This is a genomic window from Erwinia sp. Eh17-17 (assembly GCF_039675725.1).
Lineage (GTDB): Bacteria > Pseudomonadota > Gammaproteobacteria > Enterobacterales > Enterobacteriaceae > Erwinia.
Map to the genome: position 1 here is coordinate 1 of NZ_JBDFQT010000013.1, position 16,031 is coordinate 16,031.

The window sequence follows — 16,031 nt, forward strand, 5'->3', positions numbered from 1 at the left end:
CCACACAGATTGTCTGATAAATTGTTAAAGAGCGTTGCGAACAGTGCCGGAGCTTCCTGTCGCGAGGTGGCGTATATTACGCTTTCCTCCTTCGGAGTCAACTTCTTTTTGAGAAGTTTTTCCGGCGGTTCAGATACTTCCTGAACCTCCTGACGCGTTGACTTGTAAGTCGTTATTCCGTGTCAGTGGAGGCGCAGTATAGGGATTTTCTGGCGGCTGACAAGGGCAAAATGCAAAAAACTTTTCACTTGCTCACTTTTCACCCGAAAAGCCCTTTTAACTGCATTTTTTGCTGGTTTAATAAACAGAAATGGGCCAGAGGCCCATTTCTGTTACTTACCGTGATTACTGATGTGCAACGATTACACCCTCTTTTACGTCCATTTCGATGGTTTTTCCCGGAATCAACGCCCCGGACAGTATCTGCTGTGCCAGCGGGTTCTCTATTTGCTGCTGAATCGCACGTTTCAGCGGCCTTGCACCGTAAACCGGGTCATAACCATTCTCACCGAGTTTCTGCAACGCCTCTTCAGAGATGTGCAGTGCATAACCTCGGTCCTCCAGACGCTGATACAGCCGGGCAAGCTGGATGCGGGCAATAGAAGCGATATGCTGTTCACCCAGCGGGTGGAACACCACCAGCTCATCTATACGGTTAATGAACTCCGGACGGAAGTTCTGGCTCACCACCGACAGCACAAGATCTTTCATGTCTCCATAGCTCAACGCACCAAAGCGTTCCTGAATCAGATCCGATCCCAGGTTGGATGTCATAATGACCACAGTGTTACGGAAGTCTACCGTTCTCCCCTGCCCGTCCGTAAGACGACCGTCGTCCAACACCTGCAACAGGATGTTAAACACATCCGGATGCGCTTTCTCTACTTCATCCAACAGGATGACAGAGTAAGGACGGCGGCGAACCGCCTCGGTCAGGTAACCGCCCTCTTCATAACCGACATAGCCCGGAGGCGCCCCGACAAGACGCGACACTGAGTGCTTTTCCATAAATTCGGACATATCAATCCGCACCATCGCGTCATCGCTGTCGAACATAAAGTTAGCCAGCGCCTTGCACAGCTCTGTTTTACCCACCCCGGTTGGCCCCAGGAACAGGAACGAGCCAATCGGGCGGTTAGGGTCGGCCAGCCCGGCACGGCTGCGTCGAATCGCATTCGATACCGCTTCCACCGCTTCGTTCTGCCCAATGACGCGCGTATGCAGCTGTTGCTCCATGCGCAGCAGCTTGTCGCGTTCACCTTCCATCATGCGATCGACAGGAATGCCCGTCCAGCGAGCCAGCACGTCAGCGATTTCAACCTCGGTGACGCGGTTACGCAGCAGACGCATGGTTTTACCTTCAGTCTGTGTCGCCGCCGCCAGCTGTTTTTCCAGCTCGGGAATTTTTCCGTATTGCAGCTCAGACATCTGCCCCAGATCACCCTGACGACGTGCCTGCTCCATCGCCAGCTTCGCCTGTTCCAGCTCAGCTTTAATATGCTGGGTTCCCGACAGTTCGGCTTTCTCGGCCTTCCACTCTTCTTCCAGCTCGGAGTATTCACGCTCTTTCTGGTTCAACTCGGTTTCCAGCATCTCCAGGCGCTTGATACTCGCGTCATCAGACTCTTTCTTCAGCGCCTGCTGTTCCAGCTTGAGCTGAATAATGCGGCGCTCAAGGCGGTCCAGAGATTCCGGCTTTGAGTCGATCTGTATACGAATGCTGGATGCAGCCTCATCAATCAGGTCAATCGCCTTATCCGGTAACTTACGATCGGCAATATAGCGATGGGACAGCGTCGCCGCCGCGACAATAGCCGGGTCGGTGATCTGCACATGGTGATGCAGCTCATAACGCTCTTTCAGCCCACGCAGGATCGCGATGGTATCTTCCACGCTCGGTTCAGCGACGAAAACCTTCTGGAAGCGACGCTCAAGCGCAGCATCCTTCTCTATATACTGACGATATTCGTCAAGCGTGGTGGCACCAACACAGTGCAGTTCGCCACGTGCCAGCGCGGGCTTCAGCATATTACCGGCATCCATCGCTCCGTCGGCTTTACCGGCACCCACCATGGTGTGCAACTCGTCAATAAACAGAATAACGTTCCCTTCCTGTTTAGACAGGTCGCTCAGTACCCCTTTCAGACGCTCTTCAAACTCACCGCGATATTTGGCACCAGCGACCAGCGCCCCCATATCCAGCGCCAGCACCCGGCGGCCTTTCAGCCCTTCCGGCACTTCGCCGTTGATAATGCGCTGCGCGAGGCCTTCAACGATGGCGGTTTTACCCACGCCAGGTTCACCGATCAACACCGGGTTGTTTTTAGTACGGCGCTGCAGTACCTGAATAGTCCGGCGGATCTCTTCATCACGGCCAATCACCGGGTCAAGTTTGCCCAGCTCTGCACGTTCGGTCAGATCGATGGTGTATTTCTTTAACGCCTGCCGCTGATCTTCAGCGCCCTGGTCATTCACGCTATCGCCTCCACGCATCTGGTCAATGGCTTTCGTCAGTTTGTCACTGGTGGCACCGGCAGATTTTAATAAATCAGCCAGCGAGCCACGGGAATCGAGAGCCGCCAGAACGAATAGTTCTGATGAAATAAAGTTATCGCCACGCTTTTGCGCCAGTTTGTCGCACAGGTTAAGTACCCGTACCAGGTCCGCGGAGGGTTGAACATCCCCGTCGCTACCTTCCACCTGCGGTAAGCGGCTGAGTGCCTGTTCGATACCGTTACGCAGTGACGAGACGTCAAGGCCTGCGGCGGTCAGTAAAGGACGAACGGATCCACCTTCCTGACTGAGCAATGCGCTCATCAGATGCAGAGGTTCAATGAATTGGTTGTCGCGGCCGAGGGCCAGAGATTGAGCATCAGCCAGAGCCAGCTGAAATTTGTTAGTAAGACGATCCAGACGCATAATTTCCCCCTATCAGGTCAAATTGCTACTGGAGATTAAATGAGGTCATCCCTCAAATTTTTCAAGGTTAATGACCTGACATTTTGGAGAAAAAAACATCAATCCGGACCGTCTTATGGCGCTAGGTTATATCAGCCAGATCAAACTTGCCATACGGCCGGTGACGCCATCGCGTCGGAAGGAGAAAAATTGCTCAGGCTGTGAATAGGTACATTGTCCACCACCCCAGACGTGGCGCACTCCACAGGCCTGTAACCGATGTTTTGCCAACTGCCACAAATCAGCATAAAACTTTTCACCCGCCGGGCGAAAAGCAGTTGAATCGCCTGGATTTTGTGCAATAAACGCCTCGCGGACTTCCGGACCAACCTCGAAAGCGTCGGTACTAATCGCGGGACCCAGCCAGGCAACAATCTGCGATGGCGGTGCCGAAAAAGCCTTAATGGTCTCTTCAAGCACTCCATTGCACAGACCGCGCCAGCCTGCGTGTGCTGCCGCGACTTCCTGACCATCCTGCGAACAGAACAGCACCGGAAGACAGTCAGCAGTCATCACACCGCACACCACGCCTGGGGTACGGGTATAAGCGGCGTCTGCACGCAGTGAAGCCGGTACTTTCCAGTCCAGCGTCAATACCTCAGTACCATGCACCTGCTCAAGCCACTGCGGCATAGAGGGCAGATCGGCCAGTTCCAGCATGCGCTGGCGGTTAGTCTGCACATGCTGCAGTTCATCACCCACATGAGCACCGAGGTTAAGACTGTCCCACGGTGCCTGGCTCACGCCCCCCTGCCGCGTACTGCTGCATGCGCGCACGTTAGCGGGAACCTGCCAGTCAGGTACAATCAGGCTCATTACCAGTCCAACTGTTCTTTAAATTCTTCAGTATCGGCCTTCAGTGCATTGATCAGATCGACCATGTCCTGTGGCAGCGGTGCATGCCATTCCATCTCAATCCCGGTGATCGGATGATAGAGACGCAGCATGGTGGCGTGCAGAGCCTGGCGATCGAAACCGCGCAAGGTGCCGATAAAGGCTTCAGACGCGCCTTTTGGTGGACGTGGACGGCCGCCGTAGAGCGGGTCACCCACCAGCGGATGGTTGATATGCGACATATGTACGCGTATCTGGTGAGTACGACCGGTTTCCAGACGCAGGCGCAGGCGCGTATGAGCACGGAAATGCTCCATAATGCGGTAATGCGTCGTCGCCGGTTTGCCCATCGGATGCACGGCCATGTGGGTACGTTTTGTCGAGTGGCGGCTGATCGGCTCATCAACGGTGCCACCCGCCGTCATACGACCGATTGCCACGGCTTCATACTCACGGGTAAATTCGCGTAACTGCAGCGACTCCACCAGATGCGTCTGTGCCGGAACCGTTTTTGCCACGACCATCAGGCCGGTAGTGTCTTTGTCCAGACGATGCACGATACCTGCACGAGGGACATCGGCAATCGCCGGGAAATAGTGCAGCAGTGCGTTAAGAACCGTTCCGTCAGGATTACCCGCGCCAGGGTGGACGACCAGATCGCGCGGTTTGTTGATCACCATAATATCGTCATCTTCATAGACGATGTTCAGCGGGATATCCTGAGCTTCCCAGCGGGCTTCCTCTTCGATCTCGGCATCGATGATGATCTGCTCACCACCGAGGACTTTTTCCTTAGGTTTGTCGATAATTGCACCGTTTACGGTGACGCGACGGTCAAGAATCCATTCTTTTATGCGAGAACGTGAATAATCAGGGAACAATTCGGCCAAAGCCTGATCTAAGCGTTGTCCGAGTTGCGATTCGGATACCGTTGCGTTGAGTTTTACTTGTTGTGCCATAAATAAACAGCTTCTTCGTTAACGTTGGGTTTTCACGGCGATGCCGTTTAATATAATGTGCTATCGTACCTGGTCACTACCGGAAGCTTAACGGACAGCTTCCTGAATAACACTCTGAGGATAAGCAAATCGTCATGACGCGTATGAAATATCTGGTGGCTGCAGCCACGTTGAGCCTGGCATTAGCTGGATGTTCCGGCTCCAAGGATGTGGTGCCTGACAGCCCGCCTTCCGAGATCTATGCCACTGCCCAGCAAAAACTGCAGGACGGTAACTTTAAAGGAGCAATAACGCAACTGGAAGCGCTCGATAACCGCTATCCATTCGGGCCTTACTCCCAGCAAGTTCAGCTAGACCTGATCTACGCTTACTATAAAAATGCCGATTTGCCACTGGCGCAAGCCGCCATTGACCGCTTTATGCGTCTGAATCCAACGCATCCGAACGTGGACTACGTTATCTATATGCGTGGTCTGACGGATATGGCGCTGGATGACAGTGCACTGCAGGGCTTTTTTGGTATCGACCGTTCAGACCGCGATCCCACCCATGCGCGTGATGCCTTTAAAGACTTCTCGCAGCTGCTGCGTGGCTATCCAAACAGCCAGTATGCGACGGATGCACGCAAGCGTCTGGTGTACCTGAAGGATCGTCTGGCGAAATACGAACTGTCCGTGGCGGAATTCTACACTAAACGTGAGGCATATGTCGCTGTGGTTAACCGTGTGGAGCAAATGCTGAAAGATTACCCGGATACCCAGGCAACCCGAACTGCACTGCCGTTGATGGAAAATGCTTATCGTCAACTTCAGCTCAATGCAGAAGCCGATCGCGTAGCAAAAATTATTGCGACCAATCAGGCCTGAGTCTGACCCATAAAAAAAGCAGCCTGAGTGGCTGCTTTTTTTTGACTAAAATTACGGCTTTCGCCAAATTTCCAGCCGACTTAACCTGTCAACAATGCCACTGAAAATGCCCTCCGACAACCCCTCAAGCCCTATTTACACGCCCATCTCACAGTTTTATGGTCCTTGACAAAAAGTGACAAAATAACGTGATTTTGATCACACATTTTTACCCTTTTCGCGGTATGCTGGTTTCACCAAGACGGAAATGACAGAGAGGTAAGCACTATGGTTCTGAACATTACCAGTAAGCAAATGGAAATTACTGCGGCTATCCGCCAACATGTCGAAGACCGTCTCGCCAAGCTAGAAAAATGGCAAACTCATCTGATAAACCCGCACATTGTTCTTTCGAAGGAGCCGAAGGAATTTGTTGCCGATGCCAATATCAATACGCCGAACGGCCCGCTTGTCGCCAGCGCCAAGCATGAAGATATGTATACGGCAATTAACGATCTGATTAACAAGCTGGAGCGTCAGCTGAACAAAGTTCAGCACAAAGGTGAAGCACGCCGCGCATCTGCCAGTGTGAAAGATCTCAGTGTGGTTGAGACTGACGAAGAGTAATCTGCTTAAAATAGCGATAACGCGCCTCCGGGCGCGTTTTTTATTGACAGAACGAAATTGCAGCGGTTACTTTAACCTCTCAGATAACATGGATAGCACAATGAAATCAGAAACGTTTTTCTTCGCATTATTTTTTACCTTCTTTACCTTCCCCTGACCTGGGAGGCAATTCGTCGTGTAAGAATCAATGCGAAGACGAACATTAAAGCCTCCCAAACGGGAGGCTTTTTTTTTAGCAACATCAGACAGGTAGCAAATATGAATCCCGAAAATCCTTTGCTGGCTCTGCGCGGTAAGATCAGCGCACTGGACGAACAACTGCTGTCTCTGCTGGCTCAGCGCCGCGCACTGGCAGTTGAAGTTGCCGAGGCCAAAATGGCCACCCACCGTCCCGTGCGTGATATCGACCGCGAACGCGACCTTCTTGAGCACCTGATCACCCTCGGTAAAGGCCACAAGCTTGATGCCCATTACATTACGCGGCTGTTTCAACAGATCATTGAAGACTCAGTGCTGACCCAGCAGGCACTGCTGCAAAAGCACCTGAACAACACTAATGCGCACTCTGCGCGCATCGCGTTCCTCGGACCGAAAGGCTCATACTCCCATCTTGCCTCACGCCACTATGCAGCCCGCCATTTTGATAACTTCATCGAAAGTGGCTGCCTGAAGTTTCACGATATCTTTAATCAGGTAGAAACGGGGCTGGCAGACTACGCGGTCCTGCCGGTCGAGAACACGACCTCCGGCTCCATTAACGATGTCTATGACCTGTTGCAGCAAACCAGTCTGTCGATTGTCGGAGAGATCACGATTCCTATCGATCACTGTGTGCTGGTATCCGGTAATACCACGCTGCAGGAAATTGAAACGGTTTACAGTCACCCGCAGCCTTTCCAGCAGTGCAGCCAGTTTATCAACCGCTACCCGCACTGGAAAATTGAGTACACGGAAAGCACCGCAGCCGCGATGGAGAGAGTCGCGGCGATGAATTCACCGAAAGTGGCAGCGCTGGGCAGTGAAGCAGGCGGTGAGCTGTATAATTTGCAGGTGCTGGAGCGTAATCTGGCTAACCAACGTCAGAATATTACCCGCTTCATTGTGCTGGCACGCAAGCCGATAGAAGTGTCATTACAGGTTCCGGCCAAAACTACGCTGATTATGGCCACCGGACAGCAGGCGGGAGCCTTGGTTGAGGCACTGCTGGTGCTGCGCAAGCACAACCTGACCATGAGCAAGCTGGAGTCTCGTCCAATTAACGGCAACCCGTGGCAGGAGATGTTCTACATCGACTTCCAGGGCAACCTCAATACGGATGACGTGCAGCAGGCGCTGCGTGAGCTGACGCCCATTACGCGATCTCTGAAAGTGCTGGGTTGCTATCCCAGTGAGAACGTCGTTGCTGTCGATCCGCAGTGATGGAGAAACGTTATCCGGCAAAATTTGCCGTAGCAGGCAGATAGGGAGGCCGGCGTTCTTTTTGGTCTGCCCGCCAACAATGAATATCCTCGGCACGGGACGACCGGAAAAAAAGGTCGTCCCCTACAAATGGACGAAAGTTACAGGGAGTACGGCGGCCCAGGGGTAGCATTCTTTTCCGGTGTAGGGGCTGACCTTCTTTTCCGGCGTAGGGCTGACCTTCTTTTTCGGCGTAGGGGCTGACCTTCTTTTCCGGCGTAGGGGCTGACCTTCTTTTTCGGCGTAGGGGCTGACCTTCTTTTCCGGTCAGCCCGCTAACAACACATCTCTTCTGCCCATGACGACCGGAAAAGAAGGTCCTCCCCTACAAATGGACGACCGCGACAGGGAGGCGTTATGCCCTGCTGTCATTCGCCTGACGCAGCAGCGTTCGGCTTTCAGCCTGGAAACGCTTAGCGTGGTCGCCAAACCAGTGTTCCACACGGCGGAAGCTGTCAATAAATGCCTGCTTATCCCCCTGCTCCAGCAGCGTGATTGCTTCACCAAAGCGCTGATAGTAGCGCTTGATCAGTGCCAGATTACTTTCCGACGACATAATAATGTCTGCATAAAGCTGAGGGTCCTGGGCAAACAGCCGCCCGACCATCGCCAGCTCCAGCCGGTAGATCGGCGAGGAAAGCGCCAGCAGCTGATCAAGTTGCACATTCTCTTCGGACAAATGCAGACCGTACGCGAAGGTGGCAAAGTGACGCAGCGCCTGAATAAATGCCATGTTCTGATCGTGCTCCACGGCACCGATGCGATGGAGGCGCGCGCCCCACACCTGAATCTGCTCCAGGAACCACTGATACGCTTCCGGCTGACGACCATCACACCACACCACGACCTGCTTCGCCAGGCTACCGCTGTCGGGACCAAACATTGGGTGTAATCCCAGCACCGGCCCGGTGTGTGCAGCCAGCATCGCCTGCAGCGGTTTATTTTTGACTGAGGCGAGATCAACCAGAATACAGTCCTGCGGCAGCGGCGGCAGCTCACCGATCACCTGTTCAGTAAGATGAATAGGCACGCTGATGATCACCATCCCGGCATCAGACAGCATCGCTTCAGCGTTACCCCAGTCCTCTTTATCGAGGATCTTCACCTGATAGCCGGAAAGTGTCAGCATCTTCTCAAACAGGCGGCCCATCTGCCCTTTACCGCCGACAATCACTACCGGACGCAGCTCAGGGCACAGCGTTTTAAATCCTTTATCATTTTCACTGGTATAGGATTCACGCATCACGCGGCGCAGCACATCCTCGATCAGATCCGCAGGTACGCCCAGTTTTTCAGCCTCAGCGCGGCGTGAAGCCAGCATCGTGGCCTCACGCTCAGGGACGTAAATCGGCAGCCCGTGGCGGCTTTTCACCTCCCCCACCTCGGCAACCAGCGCCAGCCGTTTCGCCAGCAGGTCCAGCAGCGCTTTATCCACTACATCAATTTGATCGCGTAGCGCGGTCAGTTCAGCCACCATAACTCGTTAATCCTCTTGCGACAGACGTGCCGCCAGTACCCCGGTCAAATCCTGATGAATATTACGCAGCAGGGTTTCCGTCGTTTCCCAGTTGATACAGGCATCGGTCACGGAAACGCCGTAGCGCATAGCGCTGCGCGGCTGCTCGGAAGACTGATTGCCTTCGTGAATATTACTTTCCAGCATCAGGCCAATTATGGAGCGGTTGCCATCTTTAATCTGTGCGACGGCTGACTCCGCTACGCCGGACTGGCGACGGAAATCTTTGTTAGAATTGCCATGACTGCAATCTATCATCAAGGAAGGACGGAGTCCCGCCTGCTGCATCTCTTTTTCACACTGCGCGACATCGTTCGGACCGTAGTTCGGGCTTTTACCGCCGCGCAGGATCACATGCCCGTCCGGGTTACCCTGGGTTTGCAGCAGGCAGACCTGACCAGCCTGATTTATCCCGACAAAACGGTGCGGCATAGCGGCGGCGCGCATCGCGTTAATCGCGGTGCCAAGGCTGCCGTCGGTACCATTCTTGAAGCCTACCGGCATTGACAGACCAGAGGCCATTTCACGGTGCGTTTGCGATTCCGTGGTGCGCGCCCCAATCGCTGACCAGCTGAACAGATCGCCCAGGTACTGCGGGCTGTTGGGATCCAGCGCTTCGGTGGCCAGCGGCAGCCCCATCTCGACCAGATTCAGCAGCAGCTGACGGGCGATATGCAGACCGGCTTCCATATCGAAGGTGTTATCCATGTGCGGATCGTTGATCAACCCTTTCCAGCCAACCGTCGTACGTGGTTTCTCAAAGTAGACGCGCATCACGATGTAAAGCTCATCTTCAACCTGGTCCGCCAGTGCTTTTAGATCGCGGGCATAGGTCAGTGCGGCTTCCGTATCGTGAATCGAACAAGGACCGCAGACCACCAGCAGACGATGGTCTTTACCGCTGATAATGTCAGAAATAGTCTGGCGGGAAGCGGCGATCTGTCCTTCCAGCACGCTGTTCAGTGGAAACTGTTTTTTCAGCTCTTCGGGGGTAATCAGAATCTGTTCGTCAGCGATATGAACGTTATTCAGCGCATCTTTTTGCATGATCGTCATCCTGGGTCATTCGTTGAAAAGGGATCCTCAGTGAGGTTGCTGACAACTGTACCAGAATGCGTACATAAAACGCCATAGCGATGTACACTTTTATTACCATTAAAATAAAACCAACCAATAAAATAGTAAAAATTGTTCTAAAACATAGATATAAATAGAATACAGCACGCGAGCCATAAAATTAAAGTGTAATTATTAGTTTACAGCAAGGTTTCACTCTCTTAAAAACATTCATCATTTTGTACCGGTGATTCGGCTACGATCTATAATGTCGTTCATTCAGGGAGCATTCAGCGGAGAGAGTGATGAAGATTATCGTACGCCCTTTTGAAAACAGCGATGCAGGGGCATTTGCAGAAGCCGTCAATACCTCTCTGGATACCCTGAAACCATGGATGGTATGGGCGCATGAAAACTACACCGCAGAGGACGCCCGCCGGTGGTTTAGCTATACGCATTTACAGCGTCGCCAGGGTGTGGCAAATGAACAGGGAGTGTTTGCTGAAGATGGCCGACTGCTGGGGGGCGCAGGTCTGCGCTACAGCACCGGGCCGGATATTCCCGCCGCGCTGGGCTACTGGGTTCGCAGCAGCGAACAGCGTAAAGGCATTGCCCGTCAGGCCGTACACCTGATCGTCACGGCAGCATTTGAGCAGCCCGACATCAACGTTATTGAGATTCTGGCCGCTGAAAATAATATTGCCAGCCGCGCAGTGGCAACCAGCGCAGGAGCAGAGCTGGTTGCCATACGCTACGGACTGATCGTACTAGAAAGTGGGCCGATCAACACCGCCATCTACCGGCTTCACCGCCCGCATCAGAGCGCTGAGTGACTGACGCTGCTGCCCACTGGCATCAATATTCTCCGCCGATAACCAGTCGGTCAGCGCCTGGTTTATCACCGGCCATTCGCTGTCAATAATCGAAAACCAGTCCGAATCCCGCGAGCGCCCTTTGCGTACCATCGTCTGCCGGAAAGTGCCCTCGTAAGTAAAGCCCATTCGCAGTGCGGCCTGTCGCGAGGGAGCGTTCAGAGAATCACATTTCCACTCACAGCGGCGATAACCGAGGGTGAACGTCTGATTGATCATCAGCCAGAGAGCTTCTGTGCCAATCACCGTGCGTTTCATCAGGGGAGACCAGGTGACACCGCCAATCTCCAGCGAGCCGTTCGACGGATCTATGCGTAAATAGGACACCAGCCCGACCGGCTTGTTGCGCTGCGCGCAAATGATGCTGAAAGTGATGAAACCAGGCGTCGCCGCACGCTGCTCAAGCCAGATATGAAAAGCCTCAGGTGAAGCGGGACGATCTTCCGTCAGGTAGGTCCAGTCACTGCCATCGGGGGCGGAAGCATAAGCGGCATACAGGTCGTCACCGTGCCGCTGGGGATCCAGCCGTTCAAGCCGACAGTAAATGCCCGCCATCATGCTGACGTCCGGTAGCGGTACCGGCTGCCAGTAAGGCAATGGTGCGCCGATGGGTTGACCAAATTCGTTCGTTCGCTGCGTCACATCTCTCTCCTTGCCGTGGTGATTTTCCAGCATACGAATAACTTCAGCGTCTTGCCAGCGATGCCGCAGTGCAGTAGCATCCTTTTTTACCTGCACAGGAAACTATCATGGTCCGTTTAGCTCTGGTTGGTGACTACCGCCCCGATGCCGTTGCGCATCAGGCCATTCCTAAGGCCGTTCAGCTTGCCGCACAATCCCTTAACCTTAACGTCGATTCACAGTGGCTTCCCACTGAGAAGATTACTGACCACCGTGTTTTACAGCAATACGATGCCCTCTGGCTGACGCCGGGAAGCCCGTATCGAAATGATGCGGGAGCCTTTCTCACCATTCGCTACGCACGAGAAAACAACGTCCCTTTTCTCGGTTCGTGCGGCGGCTTTCAGTACGCCATGGTTGAGTACGCCCGTAACGTGATGGGCTGGAGTGATGCCGGACATGCCGAAACCGACAGCGACGGACGCCTGGTGATTGCGCCGTTAAGCTGTTCGCTGGTGGAAAAAACCGGAGATATCGTCATTGAGCCGGGCACGCTGCTGGCACAGGCCTACGGTAAAACGGAAATCAGCGAGGGCTATCACTGTAATTTTGGCGTGAACCCGGAATTCGTGGCCGATCTTAAAGCGTATCCCCTGCGTCTCAGTGCTTACGATCGTGAAGGTGACGTACGGGCAATGGAGTTGCCGGGGCATAAATTCTATGCGGCCACTCTGTTCCAGTCAGAACGTGCGGCTCTGCGTGATGAACTGTCCCCTCTGCTGGTGGAGTTGCTGCGCGCTGCACGTTAAGCTTCCCGCCTCGCCGCTCAGCAGAGATAACCGGCGAGGCGAGTCACAGGCGCCCTGTCTCAGGGGGCACTGATGACCACCGCCACCCGGCGGTTTTCTGCCCGCCCCTGCGAGGTATTATTACTTTGTACCGGATTGCTGTCACCCAGACCGCGGGTGGTAATATTACTGCGCGGTACACCGGCACCGTTGGCCCAGGCATCAGCGACCACGTTGGCACGCTTCAGCGACAGCGCCTGATTATACTGTTTATCACCGTAGTTATCCGTGTGACCATCGAGCCGCGCATGGTGTAATCCACTGCTGGACAGCATCTTCGCCATGTGCTGAACGGTTGCGACACTTTCAGGCGTCAGCTCTGACTTATTCTTACCGAACAGGATCTTATCTGATATTCCCAGCATCCATCCTTCCGGGACTTCAGTGAACCCCTGGGCGCGCATGGCGCTAATTTGCTCAGGCGAGAATTTACCCTGTGGCTTACCCTGGCAGCCCGTCAGTAACAGAGCGAACAGCACCCCGCCAATGATATGTCTTCCTTTCATTTTTCATTCCCCTGATTAACTGGTTAAGACGCTGCGCGCTGATGGTGTTGTTGTTTTTCCAGATACATGCTGCGGTCAGCGGTTTCCATGATGCCCTCTACGGTGGCCGCCTGGCTGGCGACCGCACGGCCAATGCTCAACGTCATCATGACATCGTCTCCTGCACTGAGGCAAATCGGTTCAGTCATGCGCAGATTGATGGCATCAATCACAGCCTGCACTTCGTCGTCATGGCTGACTTCTTCAAGGATCATGGCAAATTCATCCCCCCCAAAGCGGCACACCAGATGCGTATTACCGGCACACTCTTTTAAACGCCCGGCTATCGCCAGCAACACCTCATCCCCCGCAGCATGCCCCCAGGTATCATTGATGCCTTTGAAATTATCCCCATCCATAAACAGCAGGGCCGTATGAGTCTTACGCGTGCTGTCACTGAGCACGCTTTCCAGCGCGCTGCGGAACGCCGCACGGTTAGCCAGCCCGGTCAGCGGATCGTGTAAAGCACGTTTCAGCAGCGAAGCTTTCTCCTGCTGCTCACGCAGCTGCCACTTCTCAATTTCGGTGAGCAGACTGTTGAAGTCCTCACCGAACACATGCAGTTCTTCAATTCTGGACGGCGGTACGCGGCGCGAAAAGTTACGCGTCGCCCGAATATCGTGCACCACACCAGTAATATTGCGTAATGCCGCGATCAGTCCGCTAAACAGATGTCGGGTGAATAACAGCGCCACCACGGAGGCCAGCAGCAGGCAGATGGTCAGCACCGTCAGCGAACGCCAGACAAAGCCCGTCACGGTGGCATCTTCACCGGTCAGGGTAACGCTGCCGATGACGACGCCATTATGCAGAATCGGTTGCTGCACGGGTTTCGGGAACAACCAGCCGGAGACGAGCCGGGCCAGGGGATCGGCGCGCAGCGACCGGTCCTCTTCCTGCCCCCAGTGAGCCAGCATCCTGCCGTTACTGTCTGCAACCGTTGCGGAAGAAAACTGCCCCTGTTTGCCCAGCTCTCTCAGCGTATCCATCGCGGCGTTACCATCACGAAAGACTACTGCCGCCTCCAGACTGTGGCTTACGGTGTAGGCCAGCAGCTGCAGATTCTTATCGGCATACTGACGGAACGACAACATGGACGTGGCAGAAATAAACAGCCAGGCAACGGTCATCGTCGTGACCACGCTGATCACACTGATACGCACCAGCGTTTTGCGAAAGCTGGGCCTGCTGAGTTCTGGTACAGATTTATCCATGCTTTTCACTCCCTGAAGATGCCAGCATTAACACATCGGGATGTACCCGAACGCCGCTTCGACCCAGCGAGTCGAGATTCACCGAAAAAGTCACCCGGTGGTTGATAAATTTAAGACAGAATGCGCTGCCGGCAACACACTCAGGGGTTTGTTCTGCAATGGTCAGCAGCGGGCGCGGCTGATAGCTGTTAATCAGTTCAACCTGCTGCCGTGAGGTTTCGCGACCGAAATAGAGCACGTCGCACTGCGATGCCAGCGCCTGCTGCACATCGTCCACCGGCACGCTCTGCCAGGCCGCAGGAGGATGTTCAACCGAGGCGGCTGTCAGCGCCTGTGCATACACCGCCGAACGAAAAATGCACAGCCGTGGCAAACCGCCAGGCTTTGGCCAGCGAGTGTAACTGATCATCCCCGCCACAGTCTGGCGAACGTCTGCCGCTGACACTCCCGAAGGTTTTTCAGGCAAGGTTTCACTCCTGAGAGGCAGAACGATGCCACTCAGCAGGAGCGGCAGTAAAAGCACGCGTTTTTTCGCCATGAAACCTCTGTAGACCCGGTCGCTGAACGGATTTTGTCTTTCCGGGTTGCCCCTCAATCTAACTAAGAAATATCCTAACACTCACTGAAACATCCGTCATCATATTGAAAACAACAAAAAGGCCAGCCTATGGGTGAACACGCCGGTTCAGTAAGCGTCAGCCCCCGACATTCAGCGGAGTGATTGCCCGACGGTGACGTCGTTCAAAGTACATTGAGATCGCCCCGCCGGTGACGACCAGCCCGGCGCCGAAAAGGGTTGCCGATCCTGGCAACGTGTCCCAGAAGAGATAACCAATGAACACCGACCAGATCAGCGTGGTGTAGTCAAACGGCGCCAGTAGTGAAGCATCGGCATATTTCAGGCTCAGGGTCAGTAAAATCTGTGTAATCCCCCCCAGCAGACCGCAGCCAAGCAGCAGCATCAGCTGCCTGCCATCGGGCACCGTCCAGCCAAAAAATAGCGTGAACAGTGAGGTCAGCGTGGTGGTTATCGCAAACCAGAAAGCGATAGCGCCGGGTTTTTCGATGCCGTTGAGATAGCGGATCTGAATGGACGCCCCTGCAATACAGACGGCCGCCATCAGCGCCAGAATCATCCCCAGAGTGGATAACCAGCTCACCTCACTTAATGCACCTTCGCGGGCAAAGAACAGCTGGCCCGACATCATTACCAGGATCCCGGCAAACCCGGCGACCACCGCGATCCAACGGTGATATTTCACTTTTTCGCGCAGAAAGACCGCCGCCATGATCACGGTGATCAAAGGCGCGGCGTAGTTGATTGCGGTGACATCGGTCAGGGAGATATACAGCAGCGCAAGGTAGCTAAAGTACAGCCCGCCCGTCCCGGCCAGCCCGCGTAAAAAATGTCCTTTGATGTTGCGGGTACGAATACCGTCCAGGACATTGCCCTGGCACCACAACCAGATAAACAGCGGGATTAACGCGACAGAAGAACGGAAGAAGATCACCTCACCGACCGGGATGGTGCCTTCAAGGCCTTTAACACAGGCCATCATCAGCGTCGAGGTCAGGGCTCCGGCGATTTTCATCGACACGCCGGTTGAGGGGCTGGGCGAAGGACGCATAGCGTAAAAGATTCCAGAAAGCAGACAGGGTTCTATCAAACATACGCGGA

Annotated in this window: 15 protein-coding genes and 1 other annotated feature; of the genes, 5 read left to right on the forward strand and 10 right to left on the reverse strand. The window is 54.2% G+C overall.

Annotated elements, in window-relative coordinates; translation table 11 throughout:
• Nucleotides 1-345 precede the first annotated feature (345 nt).
• The 3 genes from clpB to rluD all read right to left on the reverse strand — a co-directional run bounded on the left by clpB (nt 346) and on the right by rluD (nt 4,751).
• On the reverse strand, nt 346-2,919 hold the full coding sequence (gene clpB, locus ABEH87_RS20495; protein ID WP_346579117.1) for an ATP-dependent chaperone ClpB: 2,574 nt from the start codon (nt 2,917-2,919) through the stop codon (nt 346-348).
• A 126-nt stretch (nt 2,920-3,045) separates the two neighbouring features.
• The gene (gene yfiH, locus ABEH87_RS20500) at nt 3,046-3,774 is read right to left on the reverse strand and encodes a purine nucleoside phosphorylase YfiH (RefSeq protein WP_346579119.1); all 729 of its coding nucleotides are present in this window, start codon (nt 3,772-3,774) and stop codon (nt 3,046-3,048) included.
• Complete coding sequence (rluD, locus tag ABEH87_RS20505) at nt 3,774-4,751, reverse strand: 23S rRNA pseudouridine(1911/1915/1917) synthase RluD (RefSeq protein ID WP_346579121.1); 978 nt, start codon at nt 4,749-4,751, stop codon at nt 3,774-3,776. Before rluD ends, yfiH begins: the two co-directional genes overlap by 1 nt.
• A 134-nt stretch (nt 4,752-4,885) precedes the next feature.
• Between rluD and bamD the strand changes: the two genes are divergently transcribed.
• From bamD to pheA, 3 genes are all read left to right on the forward strand, one after another.
• Nucleotides 4,886-5,617, forward strand: a complete 732-nt coding sequence (bamD, locus tag ABEH87_RS20510; RefSeq protein WP_346579123.1) for an outer membrane protein assembly factor BamD — start codon at nt 4,886-4,888, stop codon at nt 5,615-5,617.
• A 267-nt stretch (nt 5,618-5,884) separates the two neighbouring features.
• Nucleotides 5,885-6,223, forward strand: a complete 339-nt coding sequence (gene raiA, locus ABEH87_RS20515; RefSeq protein WP_346579125.1) for a ribosome-associated translation inhibitor RaiA — start codon at nt 5,885-5,887, stop codon at nt 6,221-6,223.
• A gap of 99 nt (nt 6,224-6,322) precedes the next feature.
• Nucleotides 6,323-6,457 (forward strand) — a sequence feature (Phe leader region).
• 24 nt (nt 6,458-6,481) lie between these two features.
• Entirely contained in the window at nt 6,482-7,642 is a 1,161-nt protein-coding gene (gene pheA, locus ABEH87_RS20520) for a bifunctional chorismate mutase/prephenate dehydratase (RefSeq protein WP_346579127.1), read from the forward strand.
• A gap of 394 nt (nt 7,643-8,036) precedes the next feature.
• On the opposite strand, the gene tyrA is transcribed toward pheA, so the two are convergent.
• On the reverse strand, nt 8,037-9,158 hold the full coding sequence (gene tyrA / locus ABEH87_RS20525) for a bifunctional chorismate mutase/prephenate dehydrogenase (protein ID WP_346579129.1): 1,122 nt from the start codon (nt 9,156-9,158) through the stop codon (nt 8,037-8,039).
• A gap of 6 nt (nt 9,159-9,164) precedes the next feature.
• Nucleotides 9,165-10,244 (reverse strand): 3-deoxy-7-phosphoheptulonate synthase, encoded by a 1,080-nt coding sequence (locus ABEH87_RS20530; protein WP_346579131.1) that lies wholly within the window; start codon nt 10,242-10,244, stop codon nt 9,165-9,167.
• 314 nt (nt 10,245-10,558) lie between these two features.
• Between ABEH87_RS20530 and ABEH87_RS20535 the strand changes: the two genes are divergently transcribed.
• Nucleotides 10,559-11,086 carry a GNAT family N-acetyltransferase gene (locus tag ABEH87_RS20535; protein ID WP_346579133.1) on the forward strand — a complete coding sequence of 176 codons (528 nt, stop codon included), beginning with the start codon at nt 10,559-10,561 and terminating at the stop codon, nt 11,084-11,086.
• Here the strand turns inward: ABEH87_RS20535 and ABEH87_RS20540 are convergent.
• On the reverse strand, nt 11,021-11,767 hold the full coding sequence (locus ABEH87_RS20540) for a GNAT family protein (protein WP_346579135.1): 747 nt from the start codon (nt 11,765-11,767) through the stop codon (nt 11,021-11,023). The two genes, ABEH87_RS20535 and ABEH87_RS20540, sit on opposite strands and share 66 nt — an antisense overlap.
• A 107-nt stretch (nt 11,768-11,874) precedes the next feature.
• On the opposite strand from ABEH87_RS20540, the gene ABEH87_RS20545 reads away from it, so the two are divergent.
• Nucleotides 11,875-12,555, forward strand: coding sequence for a CTP synthase (locus ABEH87_RS20545; protein WP_346579137.1), 681 nt, complete (start codon nt 11,875-11,877; stop codon nt 12,553-12,555).
• Nucleotides 12,556-12,614: 59 nt separating this feature from the next.
• Here ABEH87_RS20545 and ABEH87_RS20550 read toward each other — a convergent pair whose 3' ends face one another.
• From ABEH87_RS20550 to ABEH87_RS20565, 4 genes are all read right to left on the reverse strand, one after another.
• A complete protein-coding gene (locus ABEH87_RS20550) occupies nt 12,615-13,100 on the reverse strand; it encodes an OmpA family protein (RefSeq protein ID WP_346579139.1) in 486 nt (161 codons plus the stop codon).
• Nucleotides 13,101-13,123: 23 nt separating this feature from the next.
• Nucleotides 13,124-14,353, reverse strand: coding sequence for a diguanylate cyclase DgcN (dgcN, locus tag ABEH87_RS20555; protein ID WP_346579141.1), 1,230 nt, complete (start codon nt 14,351-14,353; stop codon nt 13,124-13,126).
• Nucleotides 14,346-14,891: a YfiR family protein gene (locus ABEH87_RS20560; protein ID WP_346579143.1), complete on the reverse strand. Its 546-nt coding sequence runs from the start codon at nt 14,889-14,891 to the stop codon at nt 14,346-14,348. Before ABEH87_RS20560 ends, dgcN begins: the two co-directional genes overlap by 8 nt.
• 157 nt (nt 14,892-15,048) lie before the next feature.
• A complete protein-coding gene (locus ABEH87_RS20565) occupies nt 15,049-15,981 on the reverse strand; it encodes a DMT family transporter (protein ID WP_346579145.1) in 933 nt (310 codons plus the stop codon).
• Nucleotides 15,982-16,031 lie beyond the last annotated feature (50 nt).

What these genes read in the sequence shown, in the direction of transcription:
- clpB (WP_346579117.1), bottom strand. Translation starts at nt 2,919, where the DNA reads ATGCGTCTGGATCGTCTTACTAACAAATTTCAGCTGGCTCTGGCTGAT.
- yfiH (WP_346579119.1), bottom strand. Translation starts at nt 3,774, where the DNA reads ATGAGCCTGATTGTACCTGACTGGCAGGTTCCCGCTAACGTGCGCGCA.
- rluD (WP_346579121.1), bottom strand. Translation starts at nt 4,751, where the DNA reads ATGGCACAACAAGTAAAACTCAACGCAACGGTATCCGAATCGCAACTC.
- bamD (WP_346579123.1), top strand. Translation starts at nt 4,886, where the DNA reads ATGACGCGTATGAAATATCTGGTGGCTGCAGCCACGTTGAGCCTGGCA.
- raiA (WP_346579125.1), top strand. Translation starts at nt 5,885, where the DNA reads ATGGTTCTGAACATTACCAGTAAGCAAATGGAAATTACTGCGGCTATC.
- pheA (WP_346579127.1), top strand. Translation starts at nt 6,482, where the DNA reads ATGAATCCCGAAAATCCTTTGCTGGCTCTGCGCGGTAAGATCAGCGCA.
- tyrA (WP_346579129.1), bottom strand. Translation starts at nt 9,158, where the DNA reads ATGGTGGCTGAACTGACCGCGCTACGCGATCAAATTGATGTAGTGGAT.
- ABEH87_RS20530 (WP_346579131.1), bottom strand. Translation starts at nt 10,244, where the DNA reads ATGCAAAAAGATGCGCTGAATAACGTTCATATCGCTGACGAACAGATT.
- ABEH87_RS20535 (WP_346579133.1), top strand. Translation starts at nt 10,559, where the DNA reads ATGAAGATTATCGTACGCCCTTTTGAAAACAGCGATGCAGGGGCATTT.
- ABEH87_RS20545 (WP_346579137.1), top strand. Translation starts at nt 11,875, where the DNA reads ATGGTCCGTTTAGCTCTGGTTGGTGACTACCGCCCCGATGCCGTTGCG.
- ABEH87_RS20550 (WP_346579139.1), bottom strand. Translation starts at nt 13,100, where the DNA reads ATGAAAGGAAGACATATCATTGGCGGGGTGCTGTTCGCTCTGTTACTG.
- dgcN (WP_346579141.1), bottom strand. Translation starts at nt 14,353, where the DNA reads ATGGATAAATCTGTACCAGAACTCAGCAGGCCCAGCTTTCGCAAAACG.
- ABEH87_RS20560 (WP_346579143.1), bottom strand. Translation starts at nt 14,891, where the DNA reads ATGGCGAAAAAACGCGTGCTTTTACTGCCGCTCCTGCTGAGTGGCATC.
- ABEH87_RS20565 (WP_346579145.1), bottom strand. Translation starts at nt 15,981, where the DNA reads ATGCGTCCTTCGCCCAGCCCCTCAACCGGCGTGTCGATGAAAATCGCC.